Annotated in this window: 20 protein-coding genes; 13 read left to right on the forward strand and 7 right to left on the reverse strand. The window is 62.2% G+C overall.

Annotation, left to right across the window (positions count from 1 at the left end):
* The first annotated feature begins 7 nt into the window (after positions 1–7).
* Together AC2FNS_RS13145 and AC2FNS_RS13150 are read left to right on the forward strand one after the other, a co-directional pair.
* Entirely contained in the window at positions 8–814 is an 807-nt protein-coding gene (locus AC2FNS_RS13145) for a trypsin-like serine peptidase (RefSeq protein ID WP_496712723.1), read from the forward strand.
* 121 nt (positions 815–935) lie between these two features.
* On the forward strand, positions 936–1403 hold the full coding sequence (locus AC2FNS_RS13150; RefSeq protein WP_005979400.1) for an Hsp20 family protein: 468 nt from the start codon (positions 936–938) through the stop codon (positions 1401–1403).
* A gap of 137 nt (positions 1404–1540) precedes the next feature.
* Here AC2FNS_RS13150 and AC2FNS_RS13155 read toward each other — a convergent pair whose 3' ends face one another.
* Positions 1541–3016 carry an NAD-dependent succinate-semialdehyde dehydrogenase gene (locus tag AC2FNS_RS13155; protein ID WP_496712771.1) on the reverse strand — a complete coding sequence of 492 codons (1476 nt, stop codon included), beginning with the start codon at positions 3014–3016 and terminating at the stop codon, positions 1541–1543.
* Between the two features lie 240 nt (positions 3017–3256).
* Between AC2FNS_RS13155 and AC2FNS_RS13160 the strand changes: the two genes are divergently transcribed.
* Both AC2FNS_RS13160 and AC2FNS_RS13165 read left to right on the forward strand, forming a co-directional pair.
* Positions 3257–3523, forward strand: a complete 267-nt coding sequence (locus tag AC2FNS_RS13160; RefSeq protein ID WP_496680516.1) for a hypothetical protein — start codon at positions 3257–3259, stop codon at positions 3521–3523.
* A 10-nt stretch (positions 3524–3533) separates the two neighbouring features.
* Entirely contained in the window at positions 3534–4178 is a 645-nt protein-coding gene (locus AC2FNS_RS13165) for a DUF1523 family protein (RefSeq protein WP_496712725.1), read from the forward strand.
* Between the two features lie 48 nt (positions 4179–4226).
* Here the strand turns inward: AC2FNS_RS13165 and AC2FNS_RS13170 are convergent, their stop codons facing one another.
* The 6 genes from AC2FNS_RS13170 to AC2FNS_RS13195 form a co-directional block, all read right to left on the reverse strand.
* Positions 4227–5321, reverse strand: coding sequence for a flagellar basal body P-ring protein FlgI (locus tag AC2FNS_RS13170; RefSeq protein ID WP_496712727.1), 1095 nt, complete (start codon positions 5319–5321; stop codon positions 4227–4229).
* Positions 5318–6325 carry a flagellin gene (locus AC2FNS_RS13175; protein WP_496712729.1) on the reverse strand — a complete coding sequence of 336 codons (1008 nt, stop codon included), beginning with the start codon at positions 6323–6325 and terminating at the stop codon, positions 5318–5320. The genes AC2FNS_RS13170 and AC2FNS_RS13175 overlap by 4 nt, the downstream gene beginning before the upstream one ends.
* Positions 6326–6327: 2 nt before the next feature.
* On the reverse strand, positions 6328–7779 hold the full coding sequence (flgK, locus tag AC2FNS_RS13180) for a flagellar hook-associated protein FlgK (RefSeq protein WP_496712730.1): 1452 nt from the start codon (positions 7777–7779) through the stop codon (positions 6328–6330).
* A gap of 32 nt (positions 7780–7811) precedes the next feature.
* Positions 7812–9107, reverse strand: coding sequence for a flagellar hook protein FlgE (locus AC2FNS_RS13185; RefSeq protein ID WP_496687488.1), 1296 nt, complete (start codon positions 9105–9107; stop codon positions 7812–7814).
* Between the two features lie 97 nt (positions 9108–9204).
* On the reverse strand, positions 9205–10044 hold the full coding sequence (locus AC2FNS_RS13190; RefSeq protein ID WP_496680505.1) for a flagellar motor protein MotB: 840 nt from the start codon (positions 10042–10044) through the stop codon (positions 9205–9207).
* An 85-nt stretch (positions 10045–10129) separates the two neighbouring features.
* On the reverse strand, positions 10130–11473 hold the full coding sequence (locus tag AC2FNS_RS13195; RefSeq protein WP_496712732.1) for a FliI/YscN family ATPase: 1344 nt from the start codon (positions 11471–11473) through the stop codon (positions 10130–10132).
* Positions 11474–11560: 87 nt separating this feature from the next.
* Between AC2FNS_RS13195 and AC2FNS_RS13200 the strand changes: the two genes are divergently transcribed.
* Genes AC2FNS_RS13200 through AC2FNS_RS13240 form a run of 9 tightly spaced genes read left to right on the forward strand, consistent with a single transcriptional unit; the run spans position 11561 to position 16145 of the window.
* Positions 11561–11950 carry a FlgB family protein gene (locus AC2FNS_RS13200; RefSeq protein ID WP_496680501.1) on the forward strand — a complete coding sequence of 130 codons (390 nt, stop codon included), beginning with the start codon at positions 11561–11563 and terminating at the stop codon, positions 11948–11950.
* Positions 11951–11960: 10 nt separating this feature from the next.
* The gene (flgC, locus tag AC2FNS_RS13205; protein WP_496712734.1) at positions 11961–12347 is read left to right on the forward strand and encodes a flagellar basal body rod protein FlgC; all 387 of its coding nucleotides are present in this window, start codon (positions 11961–11963) and stop codon (positions 12345–12347) included.
* A gap of 12 nt (positions 12348–12359) precedes the next feature.
* Positions 12360–12650 carry a flagellar hook-basal body complex protein FliE gene (gene fliE, locus AC2FNS_RS13210; protein WP_149775969.1) on the forward strand — a complete coding sequence of 97 codons (291 nt, stop codon included), beginning with the start codon at positions 12360–12362 and terminating at the stop codon, positions 12648–12650.
* A 3-nt stretch (positions 12651–12653) separates the two neighbouring features.
* A complete protein-coding gene (locus tag AC2FNS_RS13215; protein WP_496712736.1) occupies positions 12654–12926 on the forward strand; it encodes a flagellar biosynthetic protein FliQ in 273 nt (90 codons plus the stop codon).
* Positions 12926–13636, forward strand: coding sequence for a flagellar hook-basal body complex protein (locus AC2FNS_RS13220; protein ID WP_496712737.1), 711 nt, complete (start codon positions 12926–12928; stop codon positions 13634–13636). The genes AC2FNS_RS13215 and AC2FNS_RS13220 overlap by 1 nt, the downstream gene beginning before the upstream one ends.
* Before the next feature lie 24 nt (positions 13637–13660).
* A complete protein-coding gene (gene flgG / locus AC2FNS_RS13225; RefSeq protein WP_496680495.1) occupies positions 13661–14446 on the forward strand; it encodes a flagellar basal-body rod protein FlgG in 786 nt (261 codons plus the stop codon).
* On the forward strand, positions 14446–14862 hold the full coding sequence (gene flgA, locus AC2FNS_RS13230; protein WP_496712739.1) for a flagellar basal body P-ring formation chaperone FlgA: 417 nt from the start codon (positions 14446–14448) through the stop codon (positions 14860–14862). The genes flgG and flgA overlap by 1 nt, the downstream gene beginning before the upstream one ends.
* 2 nt (positions 14863–14864) lie before the next feature.
* Complete coding sequence (flgH, locus tag AC2FNS_RS13235) at positions 14865–15590, forward strand: flagellar basal body L-ring protein FlgH (RefSeq protein ID WP_496712740.1); 726 nt, start codon at positions 14865–14867, stop codon at positions 15588–15590.
* Between the two features lie 12 nt (positions 15591–15602).
* The gene (locus AC2FNS_RS13240) at positions 15603–16145 is read left to right on the forward strand and encodes a flagellar basal body-associated FliL family protein (RefSeq protein WP_496803876.1); all 543 of its coding nucleotides are present in this window, start codon (positions 15603–15605) and stop codon (positions 16143–16145) included.
* Positions 16146–16169 lie beyond the last annotated feature (24 nt).

The raw sequence follows: 16169 nt of genomic DNA on the forward strand, positions 1-16169 counted from the left end.
CGGGGTGATGTTCAGGGCAGCGCTTTGCCTGGGTGTCCTGGCAGGCGCCGCGCTGGCCCAGGACAGCGGCAAACGCCGCCTGACCGACCGCGACGACCTGTACGGCTGGGAGGCGATCGGGCGCCTGGATATCGGAACCCGGTCGTTCTGCACCGGAACCTTGATCGCGCAGGATCTGGTGCTGACCGCAGCCCACTGCGCGATGGACCGAACCACCGGGCAGCCCTATGCGCCGGGCGAGGTCACGTTTCGCGCGGGCCTCAGCAATGGCCACGCGCTGGCCGAACGCAAGGTGGTGCAGATCGCCGCGCATCCCGATTATGACCCCAAGGCGGGCCTGTCGCCGGAAAGCGTGCGCGCCGACGTGGCCCTGATGCGGCTGGAAGAGCCCATCCCCTATGGCATCGCCAACCCCTTTGCCCTGCACAGCGGCCGGGTGGCCGGAAACGAGATCAGCATCGCATCCTATGGCCGTGGCCGGTCCGAGGCGATCACGCGCGAGCGGTCCTGCCGGATCCTCGAGCGGCGGCAGGGCTTGATCACCTTCAACTGCGACATCACCTTCGGATCGTCCGGGTCGGCCATTCTGGCCCGCAACGGGCCGCGCTGGCAGATCCTGTCGGTCGTTTCGGCCGTGGGCAACGACGGTCGGGGCAAGATCGGCTTTGGAATGGAATTGTCGGGGATCGTGACGGACCTGAAGGCGATCCTGCGGCGTGATGCGCCGCAGCCCAAGGCCTCGATCAAGCGGCTGCAGGTCGGCTCGGGCAAATCCGGCTCGGGCGCGAAATTCATCCGCCCGGGCGGGTCTTGAACCGCGCCGAACCGCTTCCCATCTCATGTCTGGCGGGCCGCCATATCGGGGCCCGTTGAACATCACCGCCCGTCCGGATGGAGGGCAAATCGTAGATCGCTCTGACATGAGGATGACGACAATGCGCAGTTTTGATTTTGCACCGTTGCATCGTGCAACCATCGGCTTTGATCAGATCGCCGATATCATGGACCGGGTTCTGACCAGCGAAGTGTCACAACCCAGCTATCCCCCCTACAACATCGAAAAGACCGATGCCGACACCTATCGCATCTCGCTGGCCGTCGCCGGTTTTGGCGAAGATGACCTGTCGGTCGAAGTGAAGGAAAACGCGTTGGTCGTGGCCGGCAAGAAGGCCGCTGACGACAAGGAGCGTACCTATCTGCACCGTGGCATCGCCACCCGTGCCTTCGAACGCCGTTTCGCCTTGGCCGATCATGTCCGCGTAACCGGCGCCAGCCTAGAAAACGGTATGCTGCATATCGACCTGAAACGCGAGGTGCCGGAGGCGCTGAAGCCGCGCCGGATCGCGATCACCTCGGCCAAGGCCATCGAAAAGGACGTGGTCGACGCCAAGCCCGTGAACTGAGGCGGCAACCGACCGATCCGATAATCGCTTCCTCCCTCGATTATCGCCAGCCCCGCGTTCCTTCGGAGCGTGGGGTTTTTCGATTGTCGGAAGAAAAAGGGCGCCGTCGGGCGCCCTTCGTGTCATGGCCGGTTCGGTCAGACCGCCATGCAGATGTATTTCATCTCGAGATATTCGTCGATGCCGTGATGGCTGCCTTCACGGCCCAGGCCGGATTGCTTGACGCCGCCGAACGGCCCCAGTTCCGAGCTGATGATACCGGTGTTGATGCCGACGATGCCGTATTCCAGCGCCTCGGCCACCTTGTACACGCGGCTCAGATCCTTGGCGTAGAAATACGAGGCGAGGCCGAAGATCGTGTCATTGGCCATCGCGATCACCTCGTCCTCGTCCTCGAATTTGAACAGGGGCGCCAGCGGGCCAAAGGTCTCTTCCTGCGCGACCTTCATGTCCTGGTTCACGTTGGTGATGATCGTGGGCTGAAAGAAGGTGCCGCCCAGATCGTGCGGCAGGCCACCGGTCAGGATCGCGCCGCCATTGGCCTTGGCGTCGGCGATGTGCTCCTGCACCTTTGCCACCGCCTCGTCGCTGATCAGCGGACCGGTCGTTGTTCCTTCGGACAGGCCGTCGCCGATTTTCAATGCCTCGACCGCGGCCTTAAGCTTGGCGGCAAAGGCGTCATAGACACCGGCCTGCACATAGATGCGGTTGGCGCAGACGCAGGTCTGGCCGTTGTTGCGGAACTTGCATAGCATCGCGCCTTCGACGGCGGCATCCAGATCGGCGTCGTCGAACACGATGAACGGTGCGTTGCCGCCCAGTTCCATCGAGCATTTCATGACCTGGTCCGCGGCCTGGCGCAGCAGGATCCGGCCCACCTCGGTCGAGCCGGTAAAGGTCAGCTTGCGCACACCGGGGTTCTCGCAGAACTCCTTGCCGATCTCGCTGGCCTGCGTCGAGGGGACCACGTTGAACACGCCCGCCGGAATGCCGGCCTGTTCGGCCAGCAGCGCCAGCACCAGCGCCGACAGGGGCGTTTCGGTGGCCGGGCGCGCGACAAAGGCGCAGCCGGCGGCCAGTGCCGGGCCTGCCTTGCGTGTTATCATCGCGTTGGGGAAGTTCCACGGCGTGATCGAGGCCGCTACCCCGATCGGCTGTTTCAGCACCATGATCCGTTTGTCGCGCTGATGGCCGGGGATGGTCTCGCCATAGACCCGCTTGGCCTCTTCGCCGAAGAATTCGATGAAAGAAGCGCCATAGGCGATCTCGCCCACCGCCTCGGCCAGAGGTTTGCCCTGTTCGGCGGTCAGTATCTTGCCAAGGTCCTCGGCGTTTTCCATCATCAGGTCGAACCACCGGCGCAGGATCGCGGCGCGTTCCTTGCCGGTCAGCTTGGCCCATTCCTTCTGTGCCGCCTCGGCCTGGGCGATTGCGCCAGCCACTTGGGCGCGGCTGACATCCGCGACTTCGGCGATCACGTCGCCGCGGGCAGGGTTGGTGACAACAAAGGTACCGTGGTCACCATCGACCCATTGACCGCCGATATAGGCCTTGGTGACCAGAAGGTCGGGGTTCTTCAACAGCGATTTCAGGTCGGTCGTGGTGTCCAGCATGGGGCGGTCTCCGGCGCAGGTATAGGGTTTGCGCATACCCAAACAGGTGGCGCTGGTCATGTCTAGCGCCACCGGCACGAGTCGATCAATCCAGATTTGATCAAAAATACGAATTCAGTGCGGCGTGCGGAACCGCGAAATGCGGTGGACAATTCCGGATCGGGTGCTGCACAGTTCTTTCGGGAACCGAGGGGACAGGCGGCCTGGTGTCGGCACGGTTTGCGGGCGGGAAAGGGTGAAATGATCGGAGCTTTGCGCCTGTTTGTCGGTCTACTCGTGGTACAGACGATTGCTTATACGGTGCTGTCGCTATATGCGCGACGGGCCCGTCGACGCAAGCTTGAGGAAAGGTGGGACGAAAAGGGAAAGACGGGCGGCAAGGAGGCTTTCGTCGAACGTGGACTGAGGGCCTATGACAGGTCTTTCCGCCGCAAACTGATCCTCGGCGTCTATATTGTACCCTGGGTCGCCATCGCTGCCGTAATCTATGTCGTGAACTACTTGTGAGGTCTTGGGAATGGTCTATGCCAAATGGGCAATCATCGTGGTTTTTTGGGCCACTGTCGGCGCCATTCTTCACTATGCCCTGCCGCAGCATGACATCGTGCGCATCGTGAACACCTATGAAGAGCGGCAGGATCTGAACGATTGGACACGCATGTTCTGGTCCGAGCCAGAGGATCAATCTACCAACCTCTCGAGCAGGGATGTCCAGTTCATTCAGGCCGTGCGGGCGAACGGCAGGCCGATCGTCTACCGAAATGAGGACACAGGGTGGGGGTGGCCGCCCTATTTCAAGTTCGATACCGCGAACCTGTATACCGAAGCCAATGATGCGATTTCTTCAAAGGACGATCCGGAATGGGTCGTCGTGACCCACTACGGATGGCGGAACGAGTTTCTTACGATCTTTCCGAATGCCATCTCGATCAAAGATGTCGAAGGCCCCGACGTGCGGATCATCCCCTGGTTCAACATTGTCTTCCTGACAGTCTTCTTTGGCCTCGTTTGGGCAATCTGGGTACGCTGGCGGCGGTTCCGCGAAGCGCGGATAGACCCTTTGCTTGAGCAAGCCGAGGATGGGCTTTACGCCGTGGGCGACGCAATCGAGGAACGGCGTTCCGGCCTGCGTCGCTGGTGGGAGGGACGGAAATCGAAATAGGGTTCGATCAGTCCAGCGGCGTCGGCGCGACAGGAAAACCGGCAGAGTTCATCTGACGACGAATTCGGCATGGAGCGCGCCCGCGGCCTTGATCGTTTTCAGAATGTCGATCATGTCGCGCGGTGAAACGCCCAGTGCATTGAGGCCCGCGACCACCTCTGATAAAGTGGTCGCCTCGGGAATCTCGGCCAAGCTAGTGCCTTCCTCTTCCTCAAGCCCGGCAACGGTGCGCGGAACCACGACCGTCTGACCCTCGGCGAAGGGGTTGGGTTGAACGACAATCGGGGCCTCCTCGACCCGCAAGGTCAGGTTGCCCTGCGAGACGGCAACACGTGAAATGCGGACATCCTGCCCCATCACGATGGTTCCCGAACGCTGGTCCACGACGACCCGGGCCTTGGACTCGGGCTCGATCAGGATGTTTTCGATCTGACCGATCGCATGGGCAGTCGATGCCGCCCGTGTTTCGGCGATGCTCAGCTCGACGGTGCCGGAATCACGCATGATCGCGACCGGGCGGTTGAACTCGCGGTTGATCGCCGCCTCGATGCGGCCGGCGGTCGTGAAGTCCGGCTCGCGAAGAGCAAGGCGCAGTTGCGTCAGGCCCGAGAGCTGGAAGTCGATTTCGCGTTCGACCCGGGCACCCGAGGGTATCACACCCGACGTCGGCACTCCTCGGGTGACGGATGCGGCCTCGCCCTCGGCCACGGCCCCACCGGCCAGCACCGTCCCTTGGGCCACCGCGTAGATCTGTCCGTCGGCGGCGTTCAGCGGGGTCATCACAAGGGTCCCGCCCAAAAGGCTTTTGGAATCGCCAATGGCCGAAACCGTGACATCGATCTGGCTTCCGACCCGCGAAAACGGGGGCAGTGTCGCGGTCACCAGAACCGCGGCCACGTTCTTTGGCCGAAAATCCTCGCCATTCACGTTGACGCCCAACCGTTCGAGAATGTTTGACATGATCTCTTCGGTGAACGGGGAATTGCGCAAACCGTCCCCGGTGCCGTTCAGCCCGACGACCAGGCCGTACCCCACCAGATCGTTGCCGCGCACTCCATCGAAATCGACCAGATCCTTGAGGCGCACGGCACCCGAGAATGCAACGGAAGGAAGCAGCATCAAAACAAAAGCCAGGATTCTCATCTCAGGAAGTTCACCAGTGAAAGGTTTGAATTGCGGACGGTGACCGAATAGAGGCTCTCGAGCTGGAACTGGACGGTCTGCAACTTGGCGGCAGTTTCGTAAGGGTCCGCCGCCACGATTTCGTTTCTGGCGTACTCGAAACTGGTCTTGGCGGCCGAGTTGCGCGTCGCGGCTTGTTCGATCCGGGCCTCGACCGCGCCGACCTGGGCACGCATCGTCGTCGTATCGTCTTTTGCGTTGGCCAGATCGACCCCAAGTTCAGCGAACAAGGCGGTCTGCAGGGTCGGTGGCCAACCCAGGCTGGGATCCGAGGCCAACGCTGCCACCGCAACATCGCGCAAGGCATCGCGCATGGCTGGATCGTTTGCCGTAAACGGCAATTCGACCCTCTCGGTTTCCGAGACCTGCATCGGCGCCAATGTCGCATTCGACCCGCGGTACATGACCGCTTCGAAGCCGACTGGATCGTTGAACCAGGTCTGGGCGGCCTGGCGAATGTCGGCCAGAGTTGTCAAGCCGGCCAGTTGCGTGCGCAACGCGCTCAGAAGGGTTTCGGCTGATTCCAGCGGCGTCGCGTCCGTGGCGGTGCCGGCGAACAGGCTGCGCCCCCCGGCCCGCGTATTTAGCGCCGAGATCATGCTGTCCAGCTCATTGCGCGCCTGATCCGCGGCCTGGGCATGCGTCACGGCTTGGTTCGACGTGCCGAACGCCAGAAGAGACCCGGATACTTCGCCCAGCGAATCGCTGAATGTCGATAGGCTTAGCTGCATTGCGTCCGAGAACAGGCGGGCCTCGGAGGTGGCAATCGAGAAAGCGCCCAGCTGCGCGATCTTCCGGTCCAGATCCAGAAGGTGAGAATAGTCTCCGCCGAGCCGGCCGGAAACATCCGCCACTTGGCCGGTAGACATTTCGTAGGAAAGCGTTTCAATCTGCGACTTGATCTCGGTGCTGCGGGTCCTAAGGGTCAGGCCGCGTGCCAGATCTCCGATGGCATTCAATGTCATGTTCACATCCTCAGCAGCATTTCCATCAGTTCATCGACGACCGAGATGATCCGGGCGTTGGCGGCATAGGCCTGTTCGATCTGCATCATCCGCTGCAACTCGGCGTCGCTGTCCACGCCTTGTTCCGCGACCAACTGTTCCATCTGCTGGTGTAAGCTGGCCGCATAGGTCTGACGGGACTGGGCCGTTTGCGCATTCGTGCCGGCCTTGGACAGCAGCGCCTCGGACAGTTCGGCCGCGCGCAGATTGCCGGCGCCGAAATCCGGCATGGAGACCGGGCGCGCCTGGTTCAGCGCTGCGCTGAAGGCCTGCAGTTGCGTGGCGTCGCCGGGATTGTTCGGGGTGGCGGCACCCAGACCCGCGCGCAGCTTCCAACTGTTCCCCCCTGCATCTGGATCGACCGCGGCGTTCAATTCAAGGCGCGAGGCCAATCCTGCGGGCGCGGTTGCGGAGTACCGGGCCCCGTCGTCAGTAAACAGGCCAGGATCGGTTGCTAGGGCCGTCGGGTCCAGGCCTGGCGTTTCGAAGCGTTCAATCAAGTCCTGAGCAACGGCGTCGAGTTGGGCCTGCGCTTCGATCGAAAGCTCGTCCCGGATCTGGAACTGAGCCATGAGAGCGCCGCCCCGAATCTGCGCGGTTTCGCCGCTGGTGCGGACCGGTTGCCCGTTCATCTCGAGGCCGGACAACAGCCCGTTGCCAATCGTCATGTGGGGTTTGGTGTCGCCCGTCGTCGTGAACGTGAACTCGGCTGCGCGCCCTTCCAGAAGGATCAGGCCTCCGTCCGAGTACAAGGACACGCGGTTGTTGTCCCGTGCCACCAAGTTCACGGGAATCAGCTCGTTGACCTGGTCGATCAGAACCTGCCGTCGGTCAAGAAGGCCATTGATGTCGCCGCCGGCGTTCTGAACGGCCGGAATACGGGCATTCAGGTCTTCGATGTCCTTCAGAGTGGCGTTCAGCGTATCGACATAGCTTCCGATCTTGCGGTCTGCATCGGATCGCATGTCCCGCAGCCCCTCTGACGCAGCGTTCAGAGCCCGGGCCAGATCGTCGCCGGCGCGCGCGACCTGATCCAACCGCTCGGCCGAGCCGGGATTGCTGGCCGCAGTGATCAGGCTGTTTTCGAAGCCGACCAGCCGCGCCGATACCGAGGCCGCGTCGCCGGGTTTGCCGACCAGCGTTTCAAAAGCAGCGTGAAAATCGGCGATGGCCGAATTCAGTGCCAGATCGGCATCCGCTGCCCTAAGATTGGCGGCCAGAACCGGGTCGTGGTGCCGGGTGACACCGACAACCTGCACCCCGTTTCCCGAGATTTGACTTGTGGCCAATTCCAGCGTTCGCTTGGCATAGCCGGGGGTCAGCGCGTTGGCGATATTGCCGGATACGACGGCGGCGCCACGGCTGGCCGCGCTCAGCCCGCCCAGGGCGTTGTTCAATGCCGTTGACATGCTCATGGGACCGCTCCTTTCAGGTGCTCAGGTCAGGCTCAGCGTTTGATGTTCGTGGTTTCCTGAAGCATCTCGTCCACGGTCTGGATCACCTTGGCGCTGGACGAATAGGCGCGTTGCGTCTGGATCATCGATGTCAGTTCGGTGGCGACATCGGTTGTCGATTCTTCACGGGCAAAGGAAATCAGTTCACCGGTCGGGCCCTCGCCCGCGTTCCAAAGGAAATAGGTGCCGCTTTCGCGCGAGGGGGCATAGGTCTGGCTGTCCAGCGCGGTCAGGCCGTTGGGGTTTGGAACATCCGCCAGCGGGATCTGGTACATCCGCCGCGTCACTCCTGTATCGTACAGCGCATAGACATAACCATTTTCGTCAACCTGCACGCTCGACATCGTGCCGACGGCGGAACCGTCGCGCGTGATCGAGACCGGGGCGAACGTGTCGGACAATTGCGTGATGCCGTCAGGGTCGCCGATCAGCCCGACATTGACCTCCATCGGCCCGCCCGCGACGTTGACCACGAAGCTTCCGGTCGCGGGGTCATAGGCCCCACCCGAAACCGCAGTGACGCTGGCCAGGGTTCCGCCTGCGGTGCGGCTGTCGGTGAAGGTCAGAACGTATTCTCCGATGATCGCCCCGCCCGAAGCCGAATCCCGCAGGGTCATCGTCCATAGGTTGCTGGAGCCAGTGGTCGGGACGGTCGGCACAAGCTCGATATCCACGGTCTCGGGCTTGCCGAGGTTGTCGAAATATTCGACCGACAGGGGCTGTGGATCGCCGGGCGCACCAGCATCGGTGGCCGTTGCCGGCAGGTTCATGCGCAGGTTCATTTCGGTCGTTGGCGAGCCCGACAGCTGATTGACGCTCAGTTGCACCGGCTCCAGCGCGGCGGGCGTGTCGCGTGAGACGTTGGGGATCGAACCGTCGGGATTGGCCCGCCAGCCCAGCAGTACCAGCCCCGATTCGGTAACAAGGTAACCTTCGGCATTGGTCCGGAACGAGCCGGTCGTGGTCAGCAGCATCTCGTTTGACGATGTGCCGATCTGAGAGCTGGACCGAACCGGCAGCATGCCGCGGCCTCGCACGGCCAGATCGGTGGAATTGTTGGTGGTCACGAGGGATCCGCGCTGGTCGATCAGGCGCTGGCTGGTCGTGCGCACGCCGCCGGCGGAATAGCTGCCGCCCTGTCCGGACGTGACCATGGAATGAAAATCCGTTTCAACCCGCTTGTATCCGTAGGTCGAGGAGTTGGCGATGTTGTCCGAAATGGTCGCAAGCCGGTTGGCATTGGCCTTCAATGCGGCCACGCCGGCATTCAGCGAAGATGAAATTGTCATCGGCACGCCCTTCTGTTGCGTCTAATCTTTCCGCAACAGCTAACGCGCCGGGCCTTAACAGCGCGCTAACAGGTAAAATGCCACGCATCATTTCCGGTCATGGGTCGCGCAGGAACACGATCTCGATCCGGTCGTTTCGCGGGGCCATCGGGTTTTCGACGGCCAGTTCCCGGTCGGCATGGCCGGTCACGCGGTCCAGCCTGCGGGCATCGACACCATCGTCCTGCAGCAATTTGCGGACCGCCTGCGCGCGGGACGTGGATAGATCCCACGCAGGATCCTGGGCCAGAACCACCGGAGCAGATCGGACATGGCCGTCCACCGCAATCGCATTGGTCACAAGATCCGAGGACCGCGCGACCAGCAGGATCAACGCGCGCATCATCTGCGTCGGCGTGTCGGTACCCGGTTCGAACAGCGGTTCGGACTCGGTCGCGAAAAGTTCGACGACCAGGCCTTCATCGGTGACCCGCGTCACGATGTGTTTGAGAGCCTTCTTCGAGACCAGGCTCTCACCGGCCCGGCCCAACAACTGCGCTTCGAGCGTCGAAAAATCCTCGAAGGCGCCGCGCCCGTCGCCAAGGGAATCGACCCCGGTCGATCCGCGGGCCCGTTTCGCTTCGGTCGGATTCTTGTTCGTTGCCCCGGAGCCATCCATCACCATGGTCTTCTCCGAAAACATGTTCTCGCCCCCGAAGGCGCCGTCGCCACCGCCCGACACCGGGTGCACCGGAATCGTCGGCGAGAAATAGTCCGCCAGTCCCTTGCGTTGTTTTTCGGTTGTTGCGTTCAGCAGCCACATCAACATGAAGAAGGCCATCATCGCCGTGACAAAGTCGGCATACGCGACTTTCCAGGCACCGCCATGGTGGCCATCGCCACCTGATGCGCGCTTCTTCTTGATGATGATCGGCGGCGCATTCGTTTGCGCACCCATCTCCACCACCCTTTTTCACCCAGTGTTCAGAACTATCGGAAAGGGCTTAAGGTCCTCTTAACAATTAAAATTCTAAGAAACGGTCTCAGTGCTGGAGCGCAGTTCCGGCCTTGGCGCGGCGCAGGATGACGGCCAGGCGGTCAAAGCTGTTCTGGATCCCGTCGGGGTCCGGCTTGGCGAAGAATCCATCCAGCTCGTCATGGGCGCGCACCGCCTGATCCAGCAGGGGATCGGTGCCCGGCGTGTACAGCCCGGCCTTGATCATAACCTCGGACTGTTCATAGCTGCCCACCAGGCTGCGGGTCTCGGCGATCATCCGGTTCTCCTCGTCCGTGGCGGCGTTCGGCAGTGACCGCGACACCGAGCGGCTGAGATCTATGGCCGGGAAACGTCCACGTTCCGCGATTTCGCGGCTCAGGACGATGTGTCCGTCCAGAACCCCGCGCAGGATGTCGGCCACCGGCTCATCCATGTCTGACCCGGCCACCAGCACGCTGAAAACGGCGGTGATGTCCCCCTGTTTCGCGGTGCCGGGGCCGGCCCGTTCGCACAGGCCAGCGATCAGTGGTGTGGTCGAGGGCGGGAAACCGCGCAACGATGGCGCCTCGCCCATGGCGGCGGCGATCTCGCGGTGGGCTTCGGCAAAACGGGTGACGGAATCCGCTAGAAACAGAACGTTCAACCCCTGATCGCGCAGATATTCGGCAACGGTCATGGCCGACCAGGCGCAGCGGCGCCGGGCCAGGGCCGACTGGTCCGATGTCGCGGCCACGACGACCGATCTCTTCAGCCCGTCCGCCCCAAGGGCCTCCTCGACGAACGCGTTGACCTCGCGACCCCGCTCGCCGACCAGGGCCACGACCACCGCGTCGGCCTGCATCGATCTGGCCATGGTGGCAAGCAAAGTCGATTTGCCGACACCGGATCCCGCGAACAAGCCGATGCGCTGCCCGCGTACGATGGGCAGAACCGTGTTCAGAACGGCCAGCCCGGTTGCCATGCGTTCACCCAGCGGCTTGCGATCGACCGCCGGCGGGGGCGCGGCCATGATGTCGCGTGGGGTCGTGCCCGGCAGCAGCGGTTTGCCGTCCAGCGGCTGCCCGAACGGGTCCACGACCCGGCCCAGCCAGTGCATACCGGGGGCAAAGACCGGGGTCGGCTCGAGAAACACGCGATCGCCCAGGCGGACGCCATCGGGCGCGCCGGCGGGGAGCATGTGAACGACGCCGCTTTCGACCCGCAGCACTTCACCCGCCAGATCCGGACCGGATTGCCGCTGCAAGGTGAGGTGGTCACCGATTCGGGCCGCGTTCTCCAGACCCTCGATTTCGATCACTCCGCGGGTGACACCGTTGACGAGACCCATGCGCCGCGCCGGTGAAAGCCGGTCGAACAGGGGCTTCAGGATCGACGGATCGAGGTCTGACATGGTGTTGGCTCCAACTGGTTTCTGAAAACGGTTTCTAAAGGAATCGGGGTTAAGCCTTGATTGAAATTGATCGAGGGAGAAGCCCCGATGTTCTCGGACCTGAACGTCTTTAAAGTTGCGTACGCCATGGCAACCCATGCCGGTCAGCGGCAGGCCGTGGTCTCGCGCAACATGGCCAACGCGGATACGCCCGGCTATCGGGCCCGCGATATCGAGCCGTTTTCCAAAGCATTCGAAAACACGTCATCCACGCCGGCGATGGTCGCCACACGGCCTGGCCACCTGAACGGCGTGGGTATGGATGGCAGGCTGTGGGCCGAACAGGTCCGCGCGGGGGCCGTCGACCCCAACGGCAACGGCGTCTCGCTTGAGGAGGAGATGCTGAAGGCCGTCGAGGTCAAGCGCCAGCATGACCGGGCTCTGGCCATCTACAAATCGTCGATCGGCATCCTGCGCACCAGCCTGGGCAAAGCATGAGGAGCGGGACATGAGTGATTTTTCGGATTCCCTCAAAGTGACGGCCAGCGCATTGCGGGCCCAGTCGGCGCGGCTGCGGCATGTGTCCGAGAACATCTCGAACGCGGACACGCCGGGCTATCGCCGCAAGACCGTCTCGTTCGAGGCGGTGAACGACGAAGGTGTCGATCTGGTCCGAACCGGGCGCGTCCAGCCGGACCAGAAAGCGCTGTCGCAGATCTATGACCCCAGCCATCCGCTGGCGGATGCAAGCGGCCACTATCAGGGGTCGAACGTGGATCTGATGATCGAGATCGCTGACGCGCGCGAAGCGCAGCGCAGTTACGAGGCCAACCTGAAGATGTTCGACCAAGCGCGACAGATGTCATCCAGCCTGATGGAATTGCTGAGAAAATAAGGGACGACCAGAATGGATATCCGAACGATCAACGCCGCACAGAACTATGCTCACGCCCGTCCGGCCACACAGGCCGACCCGGAGCGGTCCGGCGCCGCACAAGGGTTGCGGGCCACCTTCCAGGATTTTGCCGCGACGCTGAAACACAGCGAAAGCGTGGCGAAGGACGCGATGGTCGGCCAGGCGGATCCACATGCGCTGGTGCAGGCTTTGGCCCAGACCGAACTTGCCGTGGAAACGGCGGTCGTCGTGCGCAACAAGGTGGTCGAGGCCTACCAGGAAATTCTTCGGATGCCGGTCTGAGCCATGCTGAGCGAAGGTTTGTTCTATGACATCGTGCGCCAGGCCTTGTGGATCGCGGTGATCACCTCGGTTCCGATCCTGACGGTGGCGCTGGTCACCGGCCTGGTGGTCGGCCTGTTCCAGGCGCTGACCTCGATCCAGGAAATGACACTGACCTTCGTTCCGAAACTGGTGGCCATCGTGATCGTCTTCTGGATCTCGATGGGGTTCATGACCCAGACGCTGGTCACCTTCTTCACGTCGACACTGGTTCCGCTGATTGCAGGAGGCCGCTGATGGATACCGCCTATGTTACTTTGTCCCGGCAGTCGGGGCTGATGAGCGAAATGCGCATCGTGGCGAACAACATCGCCAACGCCAATACCACCGGCTATCGCCAGCAAGGGCTGGTGTTCTCCGAGTTCGTTCGGGATATGTCGGGCGGCCCGTCGCTGTCCATGAGTCGCGCGCAGGTGCGCAACACTTCGTTCCAGCAGGGGATTCTGACGGAAACTGGCGGTCAGTTCGACTTTGCCATCGAGGGTGACGGTTTCTTCCTGATCGAAACCCCGTCCGGCAACCGTCTGACCCGAGCGGGCAGCTTTGCGCCCGACGCCAACGGAGATCTGGTCACCCCCGACGGATATCGGGTTCTGGACAGCAACGGGGCGCCTGTCTTCATTCCGCCCGACGCAGCGACGATCGATGTCGGGGGCGATGGAACGCTCAGCATCGATGGGCAGCTGTTGGGCCAGATCGGGGTCTACCGCCCCACGGACGGGACGCGGCTGGTGCGCGAAGCCAGTACACTGTTTCGGCCTGAAGGCGAAGTCGAGCCGGTGGAGGAACCAGTGGTGCTGAACCGGTTTCTCGAAGGGTCGAATGTCAATGCAATCGATCAGGTTACCAAGCTCATCGAGATTCAGCGTGCCTACGAACTGGGCCAGAGTTTTCTCGAGGCCGAGGACGATCGAGTCCGCGGCGCCCTTAAAACCTTGATGCGCTGATCTCAAGCAGCAGGAGAATGTGAAATGCGAGCTCTCAAGATTGCCGCGACCGGAATGTCGGCCCAGCAGATGCGGGTTGAGACGATCTCGAACAACCTGGCGAACATGAACACCACCGGCTACAACGCACGGCGCGCCGAGTTCGCGGATCTGCACTATCAACAGATGGCGCGGGCCGGAACGGTCAACGCCTCGGACGGAACTGTTTTGCCGACGGGAATCCAACTGGGTTTGGGGGTTCGTCCGGCGGCGGTCACCGTGCAACTGGCCCAGGGTGCGCTCTCGGCTACGGGCAGCGATCTGGACATCGCCATCGAGGGGCGTGGATATCTGGAAGTGACGCTGCCCAACGGGCAATCGGCCTACACCCGCGATGGCAGCCTCAAGCGTTCGGCCGAAGGGTTGATCGTCACGTCGGACGGGTTCGCCGTCGCACCGGAAATCACCATTCCGGACGATGCCCGGTCAATCTCGATCAACGCCGCCGGCGAGGTCTATGCCTATTTCGACGACACCGCCGAAGGGCAGTTATTGGGCGAGTTCACGCTGGCGAGTTTTTCGAATGCCAAAGGGCTCGAAGCGATCGGCAGCAACCTGTTCAAGGAAACCGAAGCCTCGGGTGCGCCAATCGTGGGAACACCGGGCGAAGATGGTCTGGGTACGCTTCGGCAGGGCTATCTGGAAGACAGTTCGGTGGATGCGGTGCGCGAAGTGACCGAACTGATCGAAGCACAGCGTGGATACGAAATGAACGCCAAGGTGATCTCGGCCGTCGATCAGATGATGGGCGCGACGACGCAGGTGCGCTGATGAAGGTGGTGCTTCTTTCCCTGTGTTTGCTCAGCCCGCTTTCCGCGTTCGCCGATATCGTCGTGCCGACCCGAACGATCCGGCCCAAGGAAATCATCGCGGAAACGGATCTGCAGACCAAGCCGGGCGATGTGGCCGGTGCAGCCCGGTCCTTGGAGCAGTTGGTCGGGAAAGAGGCAAGAACAGCGCTCTATCCGGGTCGTCCGATTCACCCATCTGACGTTGGCCCGCCGGCAATCGTGGACCGAAATGACCTGGTGACGCTGAAGTTTTCCCGGAACGGCCTGACCATTGCCGCGGAGGGCCGAGCTTTGGGTCGGGGGGCCGCCGGCGAGCGGATCAGGGTCATGAACCTGTCATCCCGCACGACGGTGTCGGGCGAAATCCAGCCGGATGGCCAAATCGAGGTGAACTGATCATGAAAGTCTCAACACTGCTTCTTGCCATCCTGGCATTGGCCGCCTGCGGGCGTCTGGACCATCTGGGCAAGCCGCCAAGCCTGTCGCCCAACACGGAATCGCCTGAACATGTCGCCATGCTGTGGCCCGGCCTGCCTCTGCACACGCAACCGCAGCGCGCGGTCGATCGTGCGTCGCTATGGAGCGGTGGTCAGCAATCATTGCTGGGCGACCAACGTGCGATGAAAAAGGGCGATATCCTCACGGTTGTGATCGAATTGGACGAAAAAGCGGAATTTTCGAATGACACCAGCCGCTCGCGCAGCGGGTCGGACGAGCTGAAGATACCGGGCCTGTTCGGCCTGCCGCAGCGGGCGGCCGGTCACTTGCCGGAGGGCGCATCCCTGGATGAGGCCGTTTCCATCGACTCGGCATCCTCAAGCAAGGGGAAGGGATCGGTCAAGCGAAAGGAAAAGCTGACGCTGCGCGTGGCTGCAACCGTCGTGGACGTGCTGCCCAACGGCGTTCTGTCGATCTCCGGGTCACAGGAGTTGCGGGTGAACTTCGAACTGCGGGAACTTCTGGTTTCGGGCTATGTGCGACCGCAGGATATCTCGCGCCAGAACGAGATCACCTACGACAAGATCGCCTCGGCCCGCGTGTCCTACGGTGGCCGCGGCCAGATCACCGATGTCCAGCAGCCCAGGTACGGGCAGCAGGTTCTGGACGCCCTGTTGCCGTTTTGAAAGTGACGCGAGATGAAAAAACTGTTGCCCATCATGTTTTTGGTCGTGGGGCTGGGCGCGGGCGCCGCAGCCGGCCTTTTCCTTGCGCCGAACAAGTCGGCTGAAGCCCAGGGAAATGGAGAGAGCGCAAAGAAGGCCCCCCCCCAAGCCGAAGAGGAAATACCACAGACCCAAACTGCGCTGGCGGGTTCCCGTGATGACAATGCGCACGGGAAGAAAGGCGAGGAAGCGAGCTATGAGTTCCTCAAGCTGACGAAGCAGTTCGTTGTGCCGTTGGTGGAGGATGACAGGATTTCCGCCCTGGTCACTGTGTCGCTCAGCCTCGAAGCCCAGCCCGGCAACGAAGACACGTTCTACAGGCTCGAACCGAAGTTACGTGACGCGTTCCTTCAGGTGTTGTTCGACCATGCGAACATGGGGGGGTTTGACGGGGCGTTCACCCATTCGGACAACATGGAAACCTTGCGCCGATCTCTTTTGGAGGCCGCCAGGAAAGACCTTGGGGATGAAGTCAACCGCGTGTTGATCGTCAGCATGAGCCGTCAGGATACCTGACGGCTCCTCTCCAGTCGTGGCGGT

It is taken from the genome of Ruegeria sp. BHSA191, assembly GCF_059613325.1.

Excerpts from the sequence above, each read along its gene's own strand:
- AC2FNS_RS13185 (WP_496687488.1), bottom strand. The coding sequence starts at position 9,107 with ATGACAATTTCATCTTCGCTGAATGCCGGCGTGGCCGCATTGAAGGCC.
- AC2FNS_RS13170 (WP_496712727.1), bottom strand. The coding sequence starts at position 5,321 with ATGAGAATCCTGGCTTTTGTTTTGATGCTGCTTCCTTCCGTTGCATTC.
- AC2FNS_RS13145 (WP_496712723.1), top strand. The coding sequence starts at position 8 with ATGTTCAGGGCAGCGCTTTGCCTGGGTGTCCTGGCAGGCGCCGCGCTG.
- flgC (WP_496712734.1), top strand. The coding sequence starts at position 11,961 with ATGAGTGATTTTTCGGATTCCCTCAAAGTGACGGCCAGCGCATTGCGG.
- AC2FNS_RS13175 (WP_496712729.1), bottom strand. The coding sequence starts at position 6,325 with ATGACATTGAATGCCATCGGAGATCTGGCACGCGGCCTGACCCTTAGG.
- flgA (WP_496712739.1), top strand. The coding sequence starts at position 14,446 with ATGAAGGTGGTGCTTCTTTCCCTGTGTTTGCTCAGCCCGCTTTCCGCG.
- AC2FNS_RS13215 (WP_496712736.1), top strand. The coding sequence starts at position 12,654 with ATGCTGAGCGAAGGTTTGTTCTATGACATCGTGCGCCAGGCCTTGTGG.
- AC2FNS_RS13160 (WP_496680516.1), top strand. The coding sequence starts at position 3,257 with ATGATCGGAGCTTTGCGCCTGTTTGTCGGTCTACTCGTGGTACAGACG.
- AC2FNS_RS13240 (WP_496803876.1), top strand. The coding sequence starts at position 15,603 with ATGAAAAAACTGTTGCCCATCATGTTTTTGGTCGTGGGGCTGGGCGCG.
- AC2FNS_RS13195 (WP_496712732.1), bottom strand. The coding sequence starts at position 11,473 with ATGTCAGACCTCGATCCGTCGATCCTGAAGCCCCTGTTCGACCGGCTT.
- flgG (WP_496680495.1), top strand. The coding sequence starts at position 13,661 with ATGCGAGCTCTCAAGATTGCCGCGACCGGAATGTCGGCCCAGCAGATG.
- AC2FNS_RS13155 (WP_496712771.1), bottom strand. The coding sequence starts at position 3,016 with ATGCTGGACACCACGACCGACCTGAAATCGCTGTTGAAGAACCCCGAC.
- fliE (WP_149775969.1), top strand. The coding sequence starts at position 12,360 with ATGGATATCCGAACGATCAACGCCGCACAGAACTATGCTCACGCCCGT.
- AC2FNS_RS13150 (WP_005979400.1), top strand. The coding sequence starts at position 936 with ATGCGCAGTTTTGATTTTGCACCGTTGCATCGTGCAACCATCGGCTTT.
- flgK (WP_496712730.1), bottom strand. The coding sequence starts at position 7,779 with ATGAGCATGTCAACGGCATTGAACAACGCCCTGGGCGGGCTGAGCGCG.
- AC2FNS_RS13190 (WP_496680505.1), bottom strand. The coding sequence starts at position 10,044 with ATGGGTGCGCAAACGAATGCGCCGCCGATCATCATCAAGAAGAAGCGC.
- AC2FNS_RS13200 (WP_496680501.1), top strand. The coding sequence starts at position 11,561 with ATGTTCTCGGACCTGAACGTCTTTAAAGTTGCGTACGCCATGGCAACC.
- flgH (WP_496712740.1), top strand. The coding sequence starts at position 14,865 with ATGAAAGTCTCAACACTGCTTCTTGCCATCCTGGCATTGGCCGCCTGC.
- AC2FNS_RS13220 (WP_496712737.1), top strand. The coding sequence starts at position 12,926 with ATGGATACCGCCTATGTTACTTTGTCCCGGCAGTCGGGGCTGATGAGC.
- AC2FNS_RS13165 (WP_496712725.1), top strand. The coding sequence starts at position 3,534 with ATGGTCTATGCCAAATGGGCAATCATCGTGGTTTTTTGGGCCACTGTC.